Source organism: Neisseria sp. P0014.S009 (assembly GCF_051958155.1).
In the GTDB taxonomy this organism is placed as follows: domain Bacteria; phylum Pseudomonadota; class Gammaproteobacteria; order Burkholderiales; family Neisseriaceae; genus Neisseria; species Neisseria flavescens_C.
In genome coordinates this window covers 185801-201946 of record NZ_JBQCVS010000002.1, presented here as the reverse complement: position 1 = coordinate 201946, position 16146 = coordinate 185801, and the positions used below count along the sequence as shown (strand labels likewise).

The 16146-nt window shown below is 50.2% G+C and carries 19 protein-coding genes; 10 read left to right on the top strand and 9 right to left on the bottom strand.

Features of this window, described 5'->3' with window-relative positions; all coding sequences use genetic code 11:
- Positions 1–34: 34 nt before the first annotated feature.
- Together ACTHS4_RS02615 and ACTHS4_RS02610 are read right to left on the bottom strand one after the other, a co-directional pair.
- Positions 35–388, bottom strand: coding sequence for a hypothetical protein (locus ACTHS4_RS02615; RefSeq protein WP_070826166.1), 354 nt, complete (start codon positions 386–388; stop codon positions 35–37).
- A gap of 130 nt (positions 389–518) precedes the next feature.
- Positions 519–1364 (bottom strand): 23S rRNA (adenine(2030)-N(6))-methyltransferase RlmJ, encoded by an 846-nt coding sequence (locus ACTHS4_RS02610; RefSeq protein ID WP_070826167.1) that lies wholly within the window; start codon positions 1362–1364, stop codon positions 519–521.
- A gap of 125 nt (positions 1365–1489) precedes the next feature.
- Between ACTHS4_RS02610 and ACTHS4_RS02605 the strand changes: the two genes are divergently transcribed.
- Both ACTHS4_RS02605 and ACTHS4_RS02600 read left to right on the top strand, forming a co-directional pair.
- Positions 1490–2104, top strand: coding sequence for a riboflavin synthase (locus tag ACTHS4_RS02605; RefSeq protein ID WP_003683409.1), 615 nt, complete (start codon positions 1490–1492; stop codon positions 2102–2104).
- Between the two features lie 15 nt (positions 2105–2119).
- Complete coding sequence (locus ACTHS4_RS02600) at positions 2120–2986, top strand: ATP-binding protein (protein WP_036472369.1); 867 nt, start codon at positions 2120–2122, stop codon at positions 2984–2986.
- 66 nt (positions 2987–3052) lie between these two features.
- Here ACTHS4_RS02600 and ACTHS4_RS02595 read toward each other — a convergent pair whose 3' ends face one another.
- Complete coding sequence (locus tag ACTHS4_RS02595; protein WP_049336552.1) at positions 3053–3481, bottom strand: Spy/CpxP family protein refolding chaperone; 429 nt, start codon at positions 3479–3481, stop codon at positions 3053–3055.
- A gap of 277 nt (positions 3482–3758) precedes the next feature.
- On the opposite strand from ACTHS4_RS02595, the gene rpe reads away from it, so the two are divergent.
- Complete coding sequence (gene rpe, locus ACTHS4_RS02590) at positions 3759–4439, top strand: ribulose-phosphate 3-epimerase (protein ID WP_003678905.1); 681 nt, start codon at positions 3759–3761, stop codon at positions 4437–4439.
- Positions 4440–4544: 105 nt separating this feature from the next.
- Here the strand turns inward: rpe and ACTHS4_RS02585 are convergent, their stop codons facing one another.
- Together ACTHS4_RS02585 and ypfJ are read right to left on the bottom strand one after the other, a co-directional pair.
- A complete protein-coding gene (locus tag ACTHS4_RS02585; protein WP_440365469.1) occupies positions 4545–5927 on the bottom strand; it encodes a phosphomannomutase/phosphoglucomutase in 1383 nt (460 codons plus the stop codon).
- A 121-nt stretch (positions 5928–6048) separates the two neighbouring features.
- A complete protein-coding gene (gene ypfJ, locus ACTHS4_RS02580) occupies positions 6049–6888 on the bottom strand; it encodes a KPN_02809 family neutral zinc metallopeptidase (RefSeq protein ID WP_440365468.1) in 840 nt (279 codons plus the stop codon).
- Positions 6889–7074: 186 nt separating this feature from the next.
- On the opposite strand from ypfJ, the gene ACTHS4_RS02575 reads away from it, so the two are divergent.
- Positions 7075–7572 (top strand): YbhB/YbcL family Raf kinase inhibitor-like protein, encoded by a 498-nt coding sequence (locus tag ACTHS4_RS02575; RefSeq protein ID WP_440365503.1) that lies wholly within the window; start codon positions 7075–7077, stop codon positions 7570–7572.
- 76 nt (positions 7573–7648) lie between these two features.
- Here the strand turns inward: ACTHS4_RS02575 and ACTHS4_RS02570 are convergent, their stop codons facing one another.
- The 3 genes from ACTHS4_RS02570 to ACTHS4_RS02560 form a co-directional block, all read right to left on the bottom strand.
- Positions 7649–8158 carry a peptidylprolyl isomerase gene (locus tag ACTHS4_RS02570; protein ID WP_004519830.1) on the bottom strand — a complete coding sequence of 170 codons (510 nt, stop codon included), beginning with the start codon at positions 8156–8158 and terminating at the stop codon, positions 7649–7651.
- 116 nt (positions 8159–8274) lie between these two features.
- A complete protein-coding gene (locus ACTHS4_RS02565) occupies positions 8275–9690 on the bottom strand; it encodes an SLC13 family permease (protein ID WP_440365467.1) in 1416 nt (471 codons plus the stop codon).
- 193 nt (positions 9691–9883) lie between these two features.
- Positions 9884–11056, bottom strand: coding sequence for a sugar transporter (locus ACTHS4_RS02560; protein ID WP_440365466.1), 1173 nt, complete (start codon positions 11054–11056; stop codon positions 9884–9886).
- A 149-nt stretch (positions 11057–11205) separates the two neighbouring features.
- Between ACTHS4_RS02560 and ACTHS4_RS02555 the strand changes: the two genes are divergently transcribed.
- Positions 11206–11415 (top strand): heavy-metal-associated domain-containing protein, encoded by a 210-nt coding sequence (locus ACTHS4_RS02555; protein WP_440365465.1) that lies wholly within the window; start codon positions 11206–11208, stop codon positions 11413–11415.
- 249 nt (positions 11416–11664) lie between these two features.
- Here ACTHS4_RS02555 and cueR read toward each other — a convergent pair whose 3' ends face one another.
- The gene (gene cueR, locus ACTHS4_RS02550) at positions 11665–12057 is read right to left on the bottom strand and encodes a Cu(I)-responsive transcriptional regulator (protein ID WP_440365464.1); all 393 of its coding nucleotides are present in this window, start codon (positions 12055–12057) and stop codon (positions 11665–11667) included.
- 147 nt (positions 12058–12204) lie between these two features.
- On the opposite strand from cueR, the gene ACTHS4_RS02545 reads away from it, so the two are divergent.
- The 5 genes from ACTHS4_RS02545 (at position 12205) to ACTHS4_RS02525 (ending at position 16082) form a co-directional block, all read left to right on the top strand.
- Positions 12205–12414, top strand: coding sequence for a heavy-metal-associated domain-containing protein (locus ACTHS4_RS02545; protein WP_003674677.1), 210 nt, complete (start codon positions 12205–12207; stop codon positions 12412–12414).
- A gap of 99 nt (positions 12415–12513) precedes the next feature.
- Entirely contained in the window at positions 12514–14679 is a 2166-nt protein-coding gene (locus tag ACTHS4_RS02540) for a heavy metal translocating P-type ATPase (protein ID WP_440365463.1), read from the top strand.
- An 87-nt stretch (positions 14680–14766) separates the two neighbouring features.
- A complete protein-coding gene (locus tag ACTHS4_RS02535) occupies positions 14767–15024 on the top strand; it encodes a hypothetical protein (RefSeq protein WP_004519821.1) in 258 nt (85 codons plus the stop codon).
- 122 nt (positions 15025–15146) lie between these two features.
- A complete protein-coding gene (locus ACTHS4_RS02530; RefSeq protein ID WP_070826175.1) occupies positions 15147–15713 on the top strand; it encodes an SGNH/GDSL hydrolase family protein in 567 nt (188 codons plus the stop codon).
- A gap of 120 nt (positions 15714–15833) precedes the next feature.
- Positions 15834–16082: a CsbD family protein gene (locus ACTHS4_RS02525; RefSeq protein ID WP_070826176.1), complete on the top strand. Its 249-nt coding sequence runs from the start codon at positions 15834–15836 to the stop codon at positions 16080–16082.
- Positions 16083–16146 lie beyond the last annotated feature (64 nt).

The following is a 16146-nucleotide window of genomic DNA, read 5'->3' as shown; positions in this document are numbered from 1 at the left end:
TTTTTCAATTTCAGGCCGTCTGAAAACGGCGTGTTCATTTGGTTTTGCTCTCGGCCATGCCTAAAACTTCTTTAGTGCAGGCGATGCTGGTGTCTTTGATGCGTTTTTTCAGCTCGTCGCTCATGGAGTCGCTGCCGCCCAAAAGCGAGGTTGCTTCTTCAGGATTGATTTGGTCGACTGTTTTTTCGCCGATACAGCGGCAGATTTTTTCAGTGGTCGCGGAATCAAACGGGCTTTTTCCTGCGGCTTTTTCTACGCAGGCTTTGGTTGCCGAGCGGACAAATTCGGTGCGGAAACTTTGGGTAAATTCTTCTTTAAATTCGTTTTTTGCTGATTCGCTGCACGCGCAGAGCAGGAGTGTGCAGGCTAGGGGTGTGCGTATATTCATGAGTGGACGGTCGTTAATTGTTATGTTGTGAATTGTAGTGGAAAAAGGCTTAAGTATAAAGGGTTAAGGCCGTCTGAACGGGTATGGCGGCAAAATCGAAGCGCTTGGGTATGCGTTCAGACGGCAGCGTTTATTTCGTTTTGCTTTCCAATACATAATGCGCGCCTGCATCTTGCGCCAAAATTTTGGAAAGTTCGGGCAGATTGTTTTGTAACTGTTCGGCAAGCATATAGGGCGGGTTGATGACGAACATACCGCTGCCGTGCATACCGAAACCGTCGCTGCGCGGCGTATGGACATGAAGCTCGGCATGGAGATAATTGTCGGGAGCGATTTTTTTGAGTTCGTCCGGCAATTTGCGGCTTTCTTCGCGGCTCAGGCAAGGATACCAAACCATGTAGCAGCCGGTTTCAAAGCGTTTTAAAGCATCTTTCAAGACTTGGACGACACGGCGGTAGTCTTGTTTTTCTTCGTAGGGCGGATCAATCAAGACGGCGGCGCGGCGGGGCGGAGGAGGTAAGAGTGAAATCAGGCCCTGATAACCGTCCGCTTGGCTGACTTGCACTTTGCGCAGCGGACGGACTTCGCGCATATTGTTTTGCAAATGGACAAAATCGGCAGGATGCAGCTCAAAGAGGCGCATTTTGTCGCTGTCGCGCGTGATCGCCTGTGCCAGCCAAGGCGAGCCGCAGTAAAGGTTGTCTTGCGGCAGTATTTGTTTCAGACGGCCTACAAATTCAGCCAATTCGGAAGGCAGCTTGTCAGCTTGTTCCAAGAGCGCAATGCCTTGTTTGTATTCACCGACTTTTTGCGCTTCATCGCCGCTCAAATCATACAAACCGGCACCGCTATGCGTATCGATATACCAATAGGGCTTGTCTTTGCGGTTGAAATATTCGAGGACGAGGAAGAGGGTAAAGTGCTTGAGCATATCGGCATGGTTGCCGGCATGGAAGGCGTGGCGGTAGCTGAGCATGATCGGGCTGCGGAAATAAAAATCCGATTATACCCCAAACCATCGCCATCACCGCTTTCAGACGGCCTTTGTGCCTGGAAAATGCTACAATATCCGCCTTATCGTACCATCGGAAAGAAGACATCATGTTTACAGGCATCGTACAAGGTATGGGCAAAATTACAGACATCGCCCAACCTTCGCCCGACTTTCGTACCCACACAGTTGAGCTGCCCCCCGAAATCGCCGACAATCTGCAAACCGGCGCCTCTGTAGCCAACAATGGCTGCTGCCTGACCATTACCCGAATCGACGGCAACAAAGTCAGCTTTGATTTGATGGACGAGACTTTACGCAAAACCAATCTCGGCAGCTTGAAAGTCGGCGACAGTGTCAATTTGGAACGCGCGGCACGGTTTGGCGATGAAATCGGCGGTCATGTGATGAGCGGCCATGTGATGGCGGTTACCCGAATTTCCCGAATTGAATCCAGCGAGTTCAACCGTACCGTTTGGTTTGAGCTGCCGGAAAACCTCAAGCCCTACATCCTGACCAAAGGCTTTGTCGGTTTGGACGGTTGCAGTCTGACCATAGGCGAAGTCAGCGACAGCGAATTTTGCGTACACCTGATTCCTGAGACTTTGGAGCGTACCCTGTTTGGCAGCCGCAAGGAAGGCGACCTCATCAATATTGAAATCGATCCTCAAACCCAAGCCGTTGTCGATACCGTAATGCGTGTATTGGCACAAAAGGCCGTCTGAAAAAAGAAAGCCAAAATGAAATTATCCAATTTTTTGAAAAAAGCGAATTCCGTTTTAAACCGTCTGGATTTAATCCTGCCTGACGAAGCCGGTAAAACCGACTGGCGCGCTTTAGCCTACCGTTGGCACAGCGTGGGCAAAAAAGGTATTTTGGAAAGCCTGCCGCGTCCGCATACGTTTCCTTTGAGCAGATTGGCGGCAGTCGGTTCGCAAACCGACAGGCTGAAACGCAATACCGAGCAATTTTTGGCAGGCCGTCCGGCAAATAATGTCTTGATGACCGGCGCACGCGGTACGGGTAAATCCTCCTTGGTTAAGGCGTTGTTGCACGAATACGCCGAGCGCGGCCTGCGACTGATTGAGGTGGATAAAAGCGATTTGATCAGCTTACCGGCTTTGTTGACGCTGTTGTCTGAGCGTCCCGAGAAATTTATCGTTTTCTGCGATGATTTGTCGTTTGAAACCGGCGATGAAACCTATAAAGCCTTGAAAACTGCTTTAGACGGCGGACTGTCGCAACGTTGCACCAATGTTTTGGTTTATGCCACTTCCAACCGTCGTCATTTAATTCCCGAATACATGGATGAAAACGGCGGTACGACGGGCACTCGCGGCGAAATTCATCAGAAAGAGGCTGTTGAGGAGAAAATTTCCCTTTCCGACCGCTTCGGCTTATGGCTGAGTTTTTATCCTTTTGATCAAAACGATTATTTGACCGCCGTGGCGAACTGGTTGGACGATTTCAATGTGCCTTTTGACGATACGGCGCGCCAAGCCGCATTGCAATGGGCGCAAATGCGCGGCAGCCGTTCGGGTCGTTCGGCATGGCAGTTTGCCTGCGACTGGGCAGGTCGGTTGCCGGAAGAAAGAGTGCTGGATTAAGGCTGAAAAAAGCAAAGGCCGTCTGAGTATGGTTTCAGACGGCCTTTTTGTATTTTTATTTATCCATCAGCGCAAGCATGAAGACAACCATTGCTGTCGCTGGCGCGGATTGAGCAGATGATAGAGGCGGTATTGGATTTCCATTTCATCCACTGCATAGTCCATGCTGGAGAGGTAGCGGTTTTCAACATAATCGCGGGCGGCGTTTGAGTCGAATGAGTCGCCGGAGAGGATTTTGATGATGGTTTGACGGCGGTTGCGGTCGGAGCGTACGGTTTTGCGGTAGGCTTTATCGTTGATTTGTTTGAAGTCGGTACGCAGGCGGCGCAGGGCGGCGTGTTGATCGGCGGATAAATTAAGCTGTCGGATGTCGCAATTCGGGTGGAAGTCGTCCAAAGTGGCCAGAAACGGACCGGCATGTGCAGGCAGACTGGAACAGAGTAGGGCGAGTGCTAAGAAAATAAAAGTCGGATAGCGGGAAAGTGCAACAGACACGGTGTTTTCCTAATGTTTCATCAGGTTTGGAAATATAACCGATAAGCGTGTGAAAGGCAGTATCAATGCAGTTAACTTTTGTTAATGATGTTAGATTTTTTTGCACATGTATGTAATCTAATAATTTATTTTCAAAGCCTTACTATGTGATTATAAGTTTCATTAATGTATATGAAATGTAAATTCATAAAAATGACGGTAGAGATGTTGTCGGCAGCATACAACATAGGGTTAAAAATGCGATAATGACAAAGGAACACACTTTAGGAGAATAAACATGACCGACTACCGTATTGCCCCCAGTATTTTGTCCGCCGATTTTGCCCGTTTGGGCGAAGAGGTTGCCGAAGTTATCCGCGCCGGTGCGGATTTGATTCATTTTGACGTGATGGACAATCATTATGTGCCGAATCTGACTTTCGGCCCTATGGTTTGCGCGGCTTTGAAACCGTATGCAACCGTGCCGGTCGATGTGCATTTGATGGTTGAGCCGGTGGACGATTTGATTCATGCGTTTGCCAAAGCCGGTGCCAATATTATTACTTTTCATCCGGAAGCCAGCCGCCATGTCGACCGCAGCTTGGGTTTGATTAAAGAATACGGTTGTCAGGCAGGTTTGGTATTGAATCCTGCTACGCCGGTCAATATTCTGGAAAACGTTTTGGACAAACTGGATATGGTTTTGCTGATGTCGGTCAACCCAGGCTTTGGCGGACAAAGCTTTATCCCGAATACGCTGGTGAAAATCCGCAAAGTGCGCGAGATGTTGGACGAGTATGAACGGCAAAGCGGCCGCCATATCGCATTGGAAGTCGATGGCGGCGTGAAGACAGACAATATTGCTGAAATTGCGGCGGCAGGTGCGGATACGTTTGTCGCCGGTTCGGCAATTTTTGGCAAACCGGATTACAAAGCCGTTATCGATGAAATGCGTCAACAGTTGGCGCAAGTCGGATAACTAAGCCGGGATATTCTTGGTTTTCAAACTTTGGAATCATCAATGTTTAATATAAAAGGCCGTCTGAAATGATTTTCAGACGGCCTTTTGTTTTGGCCTAAACCCTTACAGCGGCCATTTCAATGCAGGATTGCTTTCAATGACTGCTTTGAATTGGTTTTGAATACGCTCAATCGCTTCTTGCGTATCCGCTTCAAAACGCAATACCAAAATCGGCGTGGTATTGGAAGCACGCATCAGGCCGAAGCCGTCAGGGAATTCAACGCGCAAGCCGTCGATGGTGATGATTTCGGTCGCACCTTCAAACTTGGCATTGGCAGCCAGCTCTTCAATCACTTTGTGGCCGTTGCTGCCTTCCGGCAGGTCGATGTTGAGTTCCGGAGTGGAAATGCTTTGCGGCAGCTTGTTCAACACTTCGGACGGATTGTCGAAGGCAGACAGGATTTCCAAGAGGCGTGCGCCGGCATACATACCGTCGTCGAAGCCGAACCAGCGTTCTTTAAAGAAAACATGGCCGCTCATTTCGCCGGCAACCAGTGCGCCGGTTTTTTTCATGGTGGATTTGATGAAGCTGTGGCCGGTTTTCTCCATTACAGGATCACCGCCGTGTTCTTTAATCCAAGGCGCGAGCAGGCGGGTGGATTTGACGTCGAAAATCACTTTGGCTTTAGGATTGCGGCTCAATACGTCTTGCGCGAAAAGCATCAGTTGGCGGTCTGGATAGATGATGTTGCCGTCTTTGGTGACCACGCCCAAGCGGTCGGCATCGCCGTCAAATGCCAAGCCGATTTCGGCATCGCTGTTTTTAAGTTCGACGATGAGGTCTTGCAGGTTTTTCGGTTTGGAAGGATCAGGGTGGTGGTTAGGGAAATTGCCGTCCACTTCGCAGAAAAGTTCGGTCACTTCATTGCCCAAACCTTTGTAGAGTTTGCCTGCAAATGCGCCGCCGACACCGTTGCCCGCGTCAATCACGATTTTCATCGGGCGTTTGAGCTTGATATGGCCGACGATGTTGTTGTGGTATTCGCCGGAGATGTCTTTTTCGGTTACGCTGCCTTGTTTGTCGGCGGCAACAAAACCATCTTTTTCAACAATAGCTAAAAGTTCTTGAATGGCTTCGCCTGCGAGCGTGTCGCCACCCAGCATCATTTTGAAACCATTGTAATCGGGCGGATTGTGGCTGCCGGTAATCATTACGCCGCTGCCGCCGCATTCGTTGATGGCTGCGAAGTAGAGCATAGGGGTGGCAACCATGCCGACATTGAGGACGTCGATGCCGCTGTCTGTAAAACCGCGTTGAATTTGTGCCATCAGGCCGGGACCGCTCAAACGGCCGTCGCGACCGAGTGCGATGCGGGTAATGCCTTTTTCGGAGGCTTTGGTAGCAATAGCTTTACCGATTAAGTAGGCAGCTTCGTCGGTCAGGGTTTTACCGACGATGCCCCGGATGTCGTAGGCTTTGAAAATGTCGCGGGCGATATTTGCCATGTGGATTTCCTTTGAATTTAAGGGAAAATAATAGGCGTTATTTTAACACGGCTAAAAGGCCGTCTGAAGAATTCAGACGGCCTTTTGTCGTTACATCAAAGAACAGTGTTGCTTGGACGAATCAATTGTTGAAAGTGTTGCACTGGTTGATGTCGCCGCTTTCCAAACCGCGTTTGAGCCAAGTCATGCGTTCTTCGGACGAGCCATGAGTAAAGCTGTCGGGAACGACATAGCCCTGAGCCTGTTTCTGCAAGCGGTCGTCGCCGACGGATTCGGCGGCAAGCATCGCTTTTTGAATGTCTTCTGTTTTGAAGATATTGTTGTTGATGGCGTAGTGTCCCCAAATGCCGGCGAAACAGTCGGCCTGCAATTCGAGTTTGACGGAAAGGGCATTGGCCTCTTTTTTGCCGACTTGCTGTTGCATTTTGTGGACTTTAGGCAGAATGCCGAGCAGGTTTTGAACGTGATGGCCGACTTCATGGGCAATAACGTAGGCAAACGCGGCATCGCTGGCGGATTCGAGCTTGGTGCGCATGTCTTCATAGAAACTCAAATCCAAATAAACTCTTTGGTCGCCCGGACAGTAAAACGGGCCCATGGCAGATTGGCCCGTACCGCAGGCGGTGGACGTACTGCCTTTATATAACACCATGGTTGTCGGTGTGTAGTGTTGGCCGTGTTGTTGGAAATATTTGCTCCATGCTTTTTCGGTATCAGCAAGGACGACACGGGACAGTTCTTTCAACTCGGCTTCTTGTTGGCTGTCGAGTCGGGAAGCTTGCTGGGTAGGAATGCCCATCGAAGATGAGCCGCCAACCAAACCACTCAAATCCACGCCGTAATATGCACCAACCAAAACCACGATAATGCCGAGTATGCCCGGTGTTTTGCCGCCACCGCCGCCACTGCTTCCGCGGCGATCTTCGACGTTTTGGCTTTGTTCACGACCTTTCCAATCCATAATGCGTATCCTGTGTAGTTTTCATGCGGCGGATTATACTATGGAATGTCAAATGTGTTTGATCGAATTGTGAATATTGCTTGAGGCCGTCTGAAAATGCGACATCTGGAAAGTGAAAACGGCAGTATCTTTCAGACGGCCTTGGTGTTTGTTAGAATGAATAAACCTACTATTGGGAGATATAAGATGAAAGTCAGCAGTAAAGCTATTGTCAACGGCGAATTTGAAGACAAATACGGCAAGCGCGGCAGCCAGTTCAGCCCGAGCGGTATGCCTTCTTATTCGATTCCTTTTGAGATCGAAGATGCGCCGGAAGGAACAAAATCGTTTGTCGTGGTATTGGAAGACAAAGATGCCATTTCAGCATCCGGCTTCGTATGGACACATTGGTTGATTTCAGATTTGAAACGAACTTCCGTGGCAGAAAATGAGAGTATTTCTGCAACAGATTTCACACAGGGCGCGAACACTTGGGCGAGCGCGTTGGGTAAATTTGAAATCGAAGAGGCTTCGTTTTACGGCGGTATGGCGCCACCGAACAACCGCCATCGTTATGAACTGATTGTGTACGCGCTGGACACCGTTTTGGATTTGCCGCGCGGTTTCCGCTTTAATGAGCTGCATTTTGCCATGCAGGGTCATGTTTTGGATTTGGCATGCGTGGTCGGTACTTATGATGTGTGATGGTATGCGTCATTATTGAAAAACAGCCTGTCCGGTTTTAATTCGGACAGGCTGTTTTTATGGGAAATCAAATCAATTAAACCACTTCGGCTTTAGTGATGATGACAGGTTCGCTCGGTACGTCGTCGTGGTAGCCGTGACGTTTGGTAGAAACGCCTTCGATGGCATCGACAACGTCAAAACCGTCAACGACTTTACCGAATACGGCGTAGCCCCAGTCTTGGACTACGGTTTTGCCGTACAGCTCTTTTGAACGGAAGTTCAGGAAAGCGTTGTCGGCAGTGTTGATGAAGAATTGCGCGCTGGCAGAATGAGGATCGGAAGTACGCGCCATGGCGATGGTGTATTTCTCGTTAGGCAAACCGTTGGACGCTTCGTTTTGAATCGGATCGCGGGTTTCCTTTTCGTTCATGTTTTCATCCATGCCGCCGCCTTGAATCATGAAGCCTTTGATGACGCGGTGGAAGATTACGCCGTCGTAGAAGCCGTCTTTAACGTATTGCTCGAAGTTTTTAGCAGTAACGGGGGCTTTGTCGAAATCGAGTTCGATTTTGATGTCGCCTTTGTTGGTGTGCAGGATAATCATGGGTTTCCTTTCGTTAGAATCCGGTTTTAATCATTCGTTAAATTGTGTCTGAACGACAAACTTCAAGGCCGTCTGAAAAATATTCTTTCAGACGGCCTTGTTACTTGGTTGATGGTTTACATCAGTACAGCATAAGCCCACAGAGCAACCAGTACCACGCAGAGGATGTTCAGCAATAAGCCGACATTCATCATTTCGCGTTGCTTGATTAAGCCTGTACCGAACACAATCGCGTTAGGCGGTGTGGCAACCGGCAACATGAAGGCACAAGATGCGCCGACACCGATGACGAATACCAGGACTTGTTCAGGCAGACCCATTTGCGCGGCAATGCTGGCGAAAATAGGCACAAGCAGGGCGGCGGAAGCCGTGTTACTGGTGAACTCGGTCAGGAAGATGATGAAGGTCGCAACCACGAAAATCACCAGCAAAGCAGGAGAATGGGAGAATGTGGAAGCAACTTGCTGACCCAGTGCTTCAGAGGCGCCGGAAGATTGCAGCAATGCGCTCAAGCTGATACCGCCACCGAAGAGCATCAATACACCCCAGTCGGTATTACGGGCAACTTCTTTCCATTGCGCCACGCCGAATACAACGACGGCAACGGCGGCAATCAGGGCGATAACGGTATCAGGGTTGGAAATACCGAATGCAGCTTTGATTTTGGAGCTGAATACCCAAGCGATGGCGGCGGCCAAGAAAATCAACAGCGCGATAACGCGGTGCAAAGTCCAAGGGATAGATTCGGCTTTAACTTCCACGCGCTCGTTCAAATTAGGTTTGAGGATGACGTACATGGAGAACAGCATCAGCGGCAGAATCAACAGCATCATCGGCAGGCCGAGCTTCATCCAGCCGACGAAGTCCAAGTTCAGCGCTTTGGCGGCAATCATGTTCGGCGGAGAACCGACCACGGTGCCCAAGCCGCCGATACTGGCGCAGTAGGCGATACCGAGCAGGACGAAAACGTAGGTTTTGCGTTCTTTTTCTTGATCGAGGTGGCTCATCATACCCATTGCCAAAGGCAACATCATCGCGGCAGTCGCAGTGTTACTGATCCACATAGACAGGAAGGCGGTAACGGCAAACAGCATCAACACGGCAACTTTCATATTGCCGCGGGACAGGCGCAACAGGCTCACGGCGATTTTACGGTCGAGACGCTGCATGTGCAGTGCGGTGGCAAGCGCGAAGCCGCCGAAGAAGATGTAAATCGTCGGATCGGCAAAGCCCGCCATCGCTTTTTTGATGTCCATGTCGGGGAAGCCGAGTACGACGGCGAGAATCGGCACCATCAATGCGGTTACAGTAATGTGGACGGCTTCAGTAAACCAAAGCGCGGCAACGAAAATCAACAGCGCAATGCCTTTGTTGGCGTCGGGGCTGTAAGGAAGGATGTAATAAATGCCGAAGCAGACAACAGCAGAGATAATGGTCGTCAGCAGTCCTTTAAAGTCGGTAATCGGCTTCTGTGCACTGAGAAGCTCGACGTTTTCCGGATGCTGAGTTTTGTCCTTTGCGTGCAGATCCATAGAATGTTCCTCTGAAATTTGCTGGTTTTTCTTTTACGCTTGTGCCGGCCGTTTTCAGACGACCTGACAGCGACAGTATATTTGTAATTTAATGTAGTGTAAATAAATTGTAAATTATTTTTTAAAATAAAATAAAAAACGGACAAACAGCAGGAAGGCTGTTTGTCCGTTCGATTAGGAAAGTGATTGGATTTTAAACGTTTTGTGTCGGGTTGCCTTGTGCTTTAACCAGCAGGCTGCACACGGCCAAAGCGGCCGCAGCCAAGAGCGCGCCTGCAATGCCGATATTGGAAAGGCCGAACCAGACGGTTACATAATGCCCCAAAAGTGCACCGCCGCCGATACCGACATTGTACAAACCTGAATAAATCGAGTTGGCCACATCTGTCGCATCGGAAGCAAACGACAATACTTTCGACACCATGCCCAAGCTGACGATGACGATGGCCACGCCCCAAATAAACACCAGCGCATATACTGCATACGGGAAAGAGGCAAGCGGCAGAAGCAGTAGGGCGGAAAGCAGGATGACCGCCACCGCGCCGAGCATAAACAAACGTTGCGCTTTGGCAAACCATTTGCCGAATAGATAAGATGCGGCAAATCCTGCCAAACCGTACAGGCTCAAGACTATTGTTACTTGTTCGGCTTTAAAGTGGCCGATTTGCAACACAAAAGGCTCGATATAGCTGTATGCCGTGAAATGTGCCGTAATAATCAACACCGTCATGGCATAAAGCAGCATCAGATTGCGGCGTTTGAACAGACTCGGCAGGCTGCTTAAAGAGCCGGTATTTTGGCTGGGTAAAGCAGGCAGGTTTTTGGCCAACACCAGCATTACGCCGGCGGCGCAGATCCCAATCAGCAGGAAGCTGAGCTGCCAGCCGAAGTATTGCCCAACCACTCGCCCCAGCGGAATACCCAAAACCATCGCCAAAACCGTACCCGTACTGAGCAGGCCCAAAGCCTGATTGGTTTTGCCGGTGGGTGCAAGCCGTACCGCCAAAGAAGCCGTAATCGACCAAAAGACAGCGTGTGTCAGCGCAATACCAATACGGCTGATCAAGAGGATGTTGAAGTTCCAAGAAAAGAACGACAGCGCGTGGAATACGACGAATAATGCAAACAACGCCAGCAATAATTTGCGCCGTTCGATGTTTTTCGTCATCAGCATTAGCGGCAGAGACAGCAACGCCACAATCCACGCATACACCGTGATCATCATGCCTACTTCCGTTGCCTGCATTTTGAAGCTTTGGCCAATATCGCTCAAAAGCGCAATCGGAATGTATTCGGTGGTATTGAAAATAAACGCCCCCACCGCCAGAGCGCATACGCTAACCCATTGTTTGAATGTTGAAGTCATTATTATGTCCGTTTGATGAAGCAAAATGCGTTATTGTACACCTATCTGCATTTTTCAGACGGCCTTAATGAAGAATTTGCAAGCTGTTTGTGTAAGGAGTAAAGTATTTGGCAACTATATTTGATTTGTGTGAATGAAAGGAAATACAAATGCAAACTGTTACCCTCAACATCGACGGCATGACCTGTGGCGGCTGTGTTAAAAGCGTAACCCGTCTTTTGGAAGGCGTAGAAGGCGTGGAAAAAGCAGAAGTCAGCTTGGAAAACAAAAATGCAGTGATTACTTTCGATGAAAGCAAGACGGATGCCGACGCTCTGGTTGATGCCGTAGAAGACGGCGGCTACGATGTGGCTTTGTAACCGATAAGCGTATTTTTGAATAAAGGCCGTCTGAAACGCTTCAGACGGCCTTTGTCTCTTGATAACTTACTTTTTGCCATTATTTGGATTACACCGCCACACGGGTAAACAAAAGTTTTCGCGCATATCTGAAGCAAAGCGGCGGCAAGTGGCTGCCGTATTACGACGAGGCCTGTACCAAACCGTTAGCGGCCGACTAAGGCTACCTGAAACTTTTCAGGTAGCCTGTTTCTATTCTGCCCAAGCCGCCTAACACTCCTCCAGCCCGGCCAAAATCGCACAATCCGGGCAGTCGTCTCCCGCGCAGGCATCGTGCCAACGTTGCAGCTCGGCCACCATGCCCTGCAAGCGTTCGATTTTGGCTTCCAGCTCGGCGATGTGCCGCGCGGTGAGCGTTTTCACTTCGCGGCTGGTGCGCTGCGGGTTGTGTTGCAGGCTCAAAAGCTGCCCGATCTGCGGCAGCGAAAAGCCCACTTCCCGCGCATGGCGGATAAAGCGCAGCCGGACAAGGTCGGCCTGTCCGTAGCGGCGGTAGCCCGCTTCGCTGCGCGCGGCCGGGGCGATTAGGCCTTGCTTTTCGTAGTCACGGATTTGTTTGGCGGAAAGGCCGCTCTCGGCCGCAGCCTGGCTGATGTTCATCATGATGCTTGACCTTTACTTCGGGTAAAGCTTTATAGTGGCGGCACTTAGCGGGAAAGCAAGAGCAGACTCATCATTTCAGGTTACCTGAAAGCTTTGGCTGCAACGGGCTTTAAAACCTCAGCCTCATTCCAACAGAAAGGAAACCCTATGCAAACCATCACATTAAACATCGAAGGCATGACCTGCGGCGGCTGCGTGAAAAGCGTTACCAGCATCCTCGAAGGCGTAAACGGCGTGGACAAGGCCGAAGTGAGCCTGGAAAACAAGAATGCCGTCGTGGAATTCGACCCCGCCCAAACCAACCCTGCCGCGCTGATAGAAGCGGTGGAAGACGGCGGCTTTGATGCGGCTTTGTAAATCGAATCGCAACAAATCGACTGCAACACCCCAAAGGCTACCTGAAAACCCTGCTCCGCTTTTTTCAGGTAGCCCAACCACATTCAGAAGGAAGAAACCATGCAACAAAAAGTCCGTTTTCAAATCGAAGGCATGACCTGTCAGGCCTGCGCTTCGCGTATTGAAAAAGTGTTGAACAAAAAAGATTTTGTCGAATCGGCAGGGGTGAACTTTGCCAGCGAGGAGGCGCAGGTTACGTTTGACGACAGCAAAACTTCCGCAGCCGACATTGCCAAAATCATTGAGAAAACCGGTTACGGCGCGAAGGAAAAAACGGAAGATACATTGCCGCAACCTGAAGCAGAACACCATATCGGCTGGAGGCTGTGGCTTTTGTTGGCCATTAATATTCCGTTTTTAATCGGCATGACAGGCATGATGATCGGGCGGCACGATTGGATGATTCCGCCTGTATGGCAATTTGTACTGGCAAGCATAGTGCAACTTTGGCTGGCCATCCCGTTTTACAAAAGCGCGTGGGCGAGCATTAAGGGCGGACTGGCGAATATGGACGTGCTGGTTACCATCGGCACGGTGTCGATTTACCTGTATTCCGTTTATATGCTGTTTTTCAGCCTGCACGCGGCGCACGGCATGGCACACGTGTATTTTGAAGTAGGCGTGATGGTGATCGGTTTTGTGTCGCTGGGCAAATTTTTGGAACACCGCACCAAAAAATCCAGCCTCAACAGCTTGGGCTTGCTGCTCAAACTCACGCCGACCCAAGTCAACGTGCAACGCGATGGCGAATGGAAACAACTGCCCATCGACCAAGTGCAAATCGGCGACCTTATCCGCTCCAACCACGGCGAACGCATTGCTGCCGACGGCATCATCGAGAGCGGCAGCGGTTGGGCGGACGAGAGCCATCTTACCGGCGAATCCAACCCCGAAGAGAAAAAGGTGGGCGGCAAAGTGTTGGCAGGTGCGCTGATGACCGAAGGCAGCGTGGTATACCACGCTACGCAGCTCGGCAGCCAAACCCTGCTCGGCGACATGATGAATGCGCTCTCTGAAGCACAAGGCAGTAAAGCACCGATTGCGCGCGTAGCCGATAAAGCGGCGGCGGTGTTCGTGCCTGCTGTCGTGGGCATCGCGCTTCTGACTTTTATCGCCACTTGGCTGGTTAAGGGCGATTGGACGATTGCGCTGATGCACGCCGTTGCCGTTTTGGTAATTGCTTGTCCGTGCGCACTCGGTCTGGCGACCCCTGCCGCGATTATGGTTGGCATGGGCAAAGCAGTGAAACACGGCATTTGGTTTAAAGACGCAGCGGCAATGGAGGAAGCCGCCCACGTCGATGCCGTCGTGTTGGACAAAACCGGCACGCTGACCGAAGGCAGGCCGCAGGTTGCCGCCGTTTATTGTGTTCCCGACAGCGGCTTTGACGAAGACGCTTTGTACCGCATCGCCGCCGCCGTCGAACAAAACGCCGCTCATCCGCTCGCCCGTGCTATCGTTTCCGCCGCCCAAGCGCGCGGTTTGGACATCCCCGCCGCACAAAACGCGCAAACCGTCGTCGGCTCAGGTATTACCGCCGAAGTCGAAGGCGTGGGCTTGGTGAAAGCGGGCAAACTTGATTTTGCCGAATTAAGGCTACCTGAAAACCTTTCAGACGACGTCTGGCGTATCGCAAGCATCGTCGCCGTTTCCGCCAACGGCAAACCCATCGGCGCATTTGCACTCGCCGACGCATTGAAAGCCGACACCGCCAAAGCCATAGGCCGTCTGAAAAAACACGGCATCGACGTTTACATCATGAGCGGCGACAACCAAGGCACGGTCGAATACGTCGCCAAACAACTGGGCATCGCACACGCCTTCGGTAACATGAGTCCGCGCGACAAAGCTGCCGAAGTGCAGAAACTCAAAGCCGCCGGCAAAACCGTGGCGATGGTCGGCGACGGCATCAACGACGCGCCCGCACTCGCCGCCGCCAACGTCAGCTTCGCCATGAAAGGCGGCGCGGACGTTGCCGAACACACCGCGTCCGCCACGCTGATGCAGCATTCGGTCAACCAGCTCGCCGATGCCCTGCTGGTGTCGCAGGCGACTTTGAAGAACATCAAGCAAAACCTGTTTTTCGCTTTCTTCTACAACATTTTAGGCATCCCACTCGCCGCACTCGGCTTCTTAAATCCCGTCATTGCAGGCGCGGCAATGGCGGCAAGCTCGGTTTCGGTATTGGGTAATGCCTTGCGCCTGAAACGGGTAAATATTGAGTGATAATATAAAGGCCGTCTGAAGATTGTTTTTTCAGACGGCCTTTAATCCATATTTTCTGATTTTGAGATCCAAGCGGGAGTATTTCGTATGGACATGATGTTGTTTACCAATATTGTATTGATTGTTTTATGTATTTTTACCATGTTGCTGGTGTGGTCGCGCAACTGGAAACGCAAGCAGGCGTATTTTGAGAAAATCAAAAGCAATCCGGAAAACCTCAAGTGGGTTGGGCAAAATCTGACCGGTCAGGAATGGAAGGATTTGAAAGCCGTGAGCGACCGTTTTGGGCTGCCCATGTTGCAGGCCAAGCAATTAATTGATTTTTATAAAAACAGTCAGCGTTAATTTATGATTTAACGATAGAACTTGACTGAAGTTAAGGCCGTCTGAAATAGCACTCTTATAATAATATAAGTGATATTTCAGACGGCCTTGCTGTTTGTTCAAATAAAGGGAGGAGAACAAAAATGACCGTTTACTTAATCGGCGATTCCGTTCGGCTTGCTTCGGAGCCTTACACGCGCGCCGCTTTGCCTGAGGTGGATATTGTTTCTCCATTGGAAAACTGCCGTTCGTCGCATGATGTGTTAGAGCATATCGGGCAATGGACAGAGGGCGCGACTGTGGGAGACATTATCCACATCAACTGCGGTTTGCACGACATCCGCCACAATCAAGGCTGTAATGAGCCGGTGGCCGATATAGAAACCTACCGCAGTAACCTGATTCAAATTTTTGATTATCTGAAACAGACTGGGGCAAAAATTATTTGGGCAAGCAGTACGCCGTTTTTGGAAAGCGTACACAATATCGTCAAACCCTCGCGCCGCTATCTGGCTGATTTGAAGGCCTATAACCGTGTGGCGGAGGATTTGGCAAGGCAATATGGTTTTACCGTCAACGATTTATACAGTCTGATGTTTGAGCAGGACTTGACTGATGTGATGCTGTGTGACGGGCTTCATTTCAATGAGTTCGGCAGTAAGATGATAGGCGAGGCAGTAGCCGAAGCGATATTGAAACAGATGGATTAACCTGACTTAACTCGTTTTGTCATGTTTTGGCTTTCAGACGGCCTTTAAAGTTGAAGCGAAGTCCCTGATATAGGGTGATGTAGCACTCATCCTATCAATATTTAATCCAGGAGTATGACCATGAGCGGCGAATTAGATAAAATCAGCGGTAAAGTAAAAGAAGTGGCTGGAGATGTATCCAGCAATGCTAAACTTGAAGCTGAGGGCTTGGTTCAACAAGGCGTTGGCAAAGTAAAAGAAGTGGTCGGCGACATTGAAGAAAAAGCAGGCGATGTTTTGCAAAAAGGCAAAGAAGAAGCCGAACATTTGATTGATGAAGCCAAAGAAAAAGCCGAAGGCTTGATTAATGATATTAAAAGCAAATTTTAATATTTAAAGAACAAAAGGCCGTCTGAAAGATTTTTCAGACGGCCTTTGTTTATGGTTTTAAAGT

Bases quoted from the DNA above. Each gene is read 5' to 3' on its own strand.
- ACTHS4_RS02540 (WP_440365463.1), top strand. From the start codon at position 12,514: ATGCAACAAAAAGTCCGTTTTCAAATCGAAGGCATGACCTGTCAGGCC.
- cueR (WP_440365464.1), bottom strand. From the start codon at position 12,057: ATGATGAACATCAGCCAGGCTGCGGCCGAGAGCGGCCTTTCCGCCAAA.
- ACTHS4_RS02565 (WP_440365467.1), bottom strand. From the start codon at position 9,690: ATGGATCTGCACGCAAAGGACAAAACTCAGCATCCGGAAAACGTCGAG.
- ACTHS4_RS02545 (WP_003674677.1), top strand. From the start codon at position 12,205: ATGCAAACCATCACATTAAACATCGAAGGCATGACCTGCGGCGGCTGC.
- ACTHS4_RS02585 (WP_440365469.1), bottom strand. From the start codon at position 5,927: ATGGCAAATATCGCCCGCGACATTTTCAAAGCCTACGACATCCGGGGC.
- ACTHS4_RS02560 (WP_440365466.1), bottom strand. From the start codon at position 11,056: ATGACTTCAACATTCAAACAATGGGTTAGCGTATGCGCTCTGGCGGTG.
- ACTHS4_RS02600 (WP_036472369.1), top strand. From the start codon at position 2,120: ATGAAATTATCCAATTTTTTGAAAAAAGCGAATTCCGTTTTAAACCGT.
- ACTHS4_RS02525 (WP_070826176.1), top strand. From the start codon at position 15,834: ATGAGCGGCGAATTAGATAAAATCAGCGGTAAAGTAAAAGAAGTGGCT.
- ACTHS4_RS02605 (WP_003683409.1), top strand. From the start codon at position 1,490: ATGTTTACAGGCATCGTACAAGGTATGGGCAAAATTACAGACATCGCC.
- ACTHS4_RS02610 (WP_070826167.1), bottom strand. From the start codon at position 1,364: ATGCTCAGCTACCGCCACGCCTTCCATGCCGGCAACCATGCCGATATG.
- ACTHS4_RS02530 (WP_070826175.1), top strand. From the start codon at position 15,147: ATGACCGTTTACTTAATCGGCGATTCCGTTCGGCTTGCTTCGGAGCCT.
- rpe (WP_003678905.1), top strand. From the start codon at position 3,759: ATGACCGACTACCGTATTGCCCCCAGTATTTTGTCCGCCGATTTTGCC.
- ACTHS4_RS02535 (WP_004519821.1), top strand. From the start codon at position 14,767: ATGGACATGATGTTGTTTACCAATATTGTATTGATTGTTTTATGTATT.
- ACTHS4_RS02570 (WP_004519830.1), bottom strand. From the start codon at position 8,158: ATGATTATCCTGCACACCAACAAAGGCGACATCAAAATCGAACTCGAT.
- ACTHS4_RS02555 (WP_440365465.1), top strand. From the start codon at position 11,206: ATGCAAACTGTTACCCTCAACATCGACGGCATGACCTGTGGCGGCTGT.
- ypfJ (WP_440365468.1), bottom strand. From the start codon at position 6,888: ATGGATTGGAAAGGTCGTGAACAAAGCCAAAACGTCGAAGATCGCCGC.
- ACTHS4_RS02575 (WP_440365503.1), top strand. From the start codon at position 7,075: ATGAAAGTCAGCAGTAAAGCTATTGTCAACGGCGAATTTGAAGACAAA.
- ACTHS4_RS02615 (WP_070826166.1), bottom strand. From the start codon at position 388: ATGAATATACGCACACCCCTAGCCTGCACACTCCTGCTCTGCGCGTGC.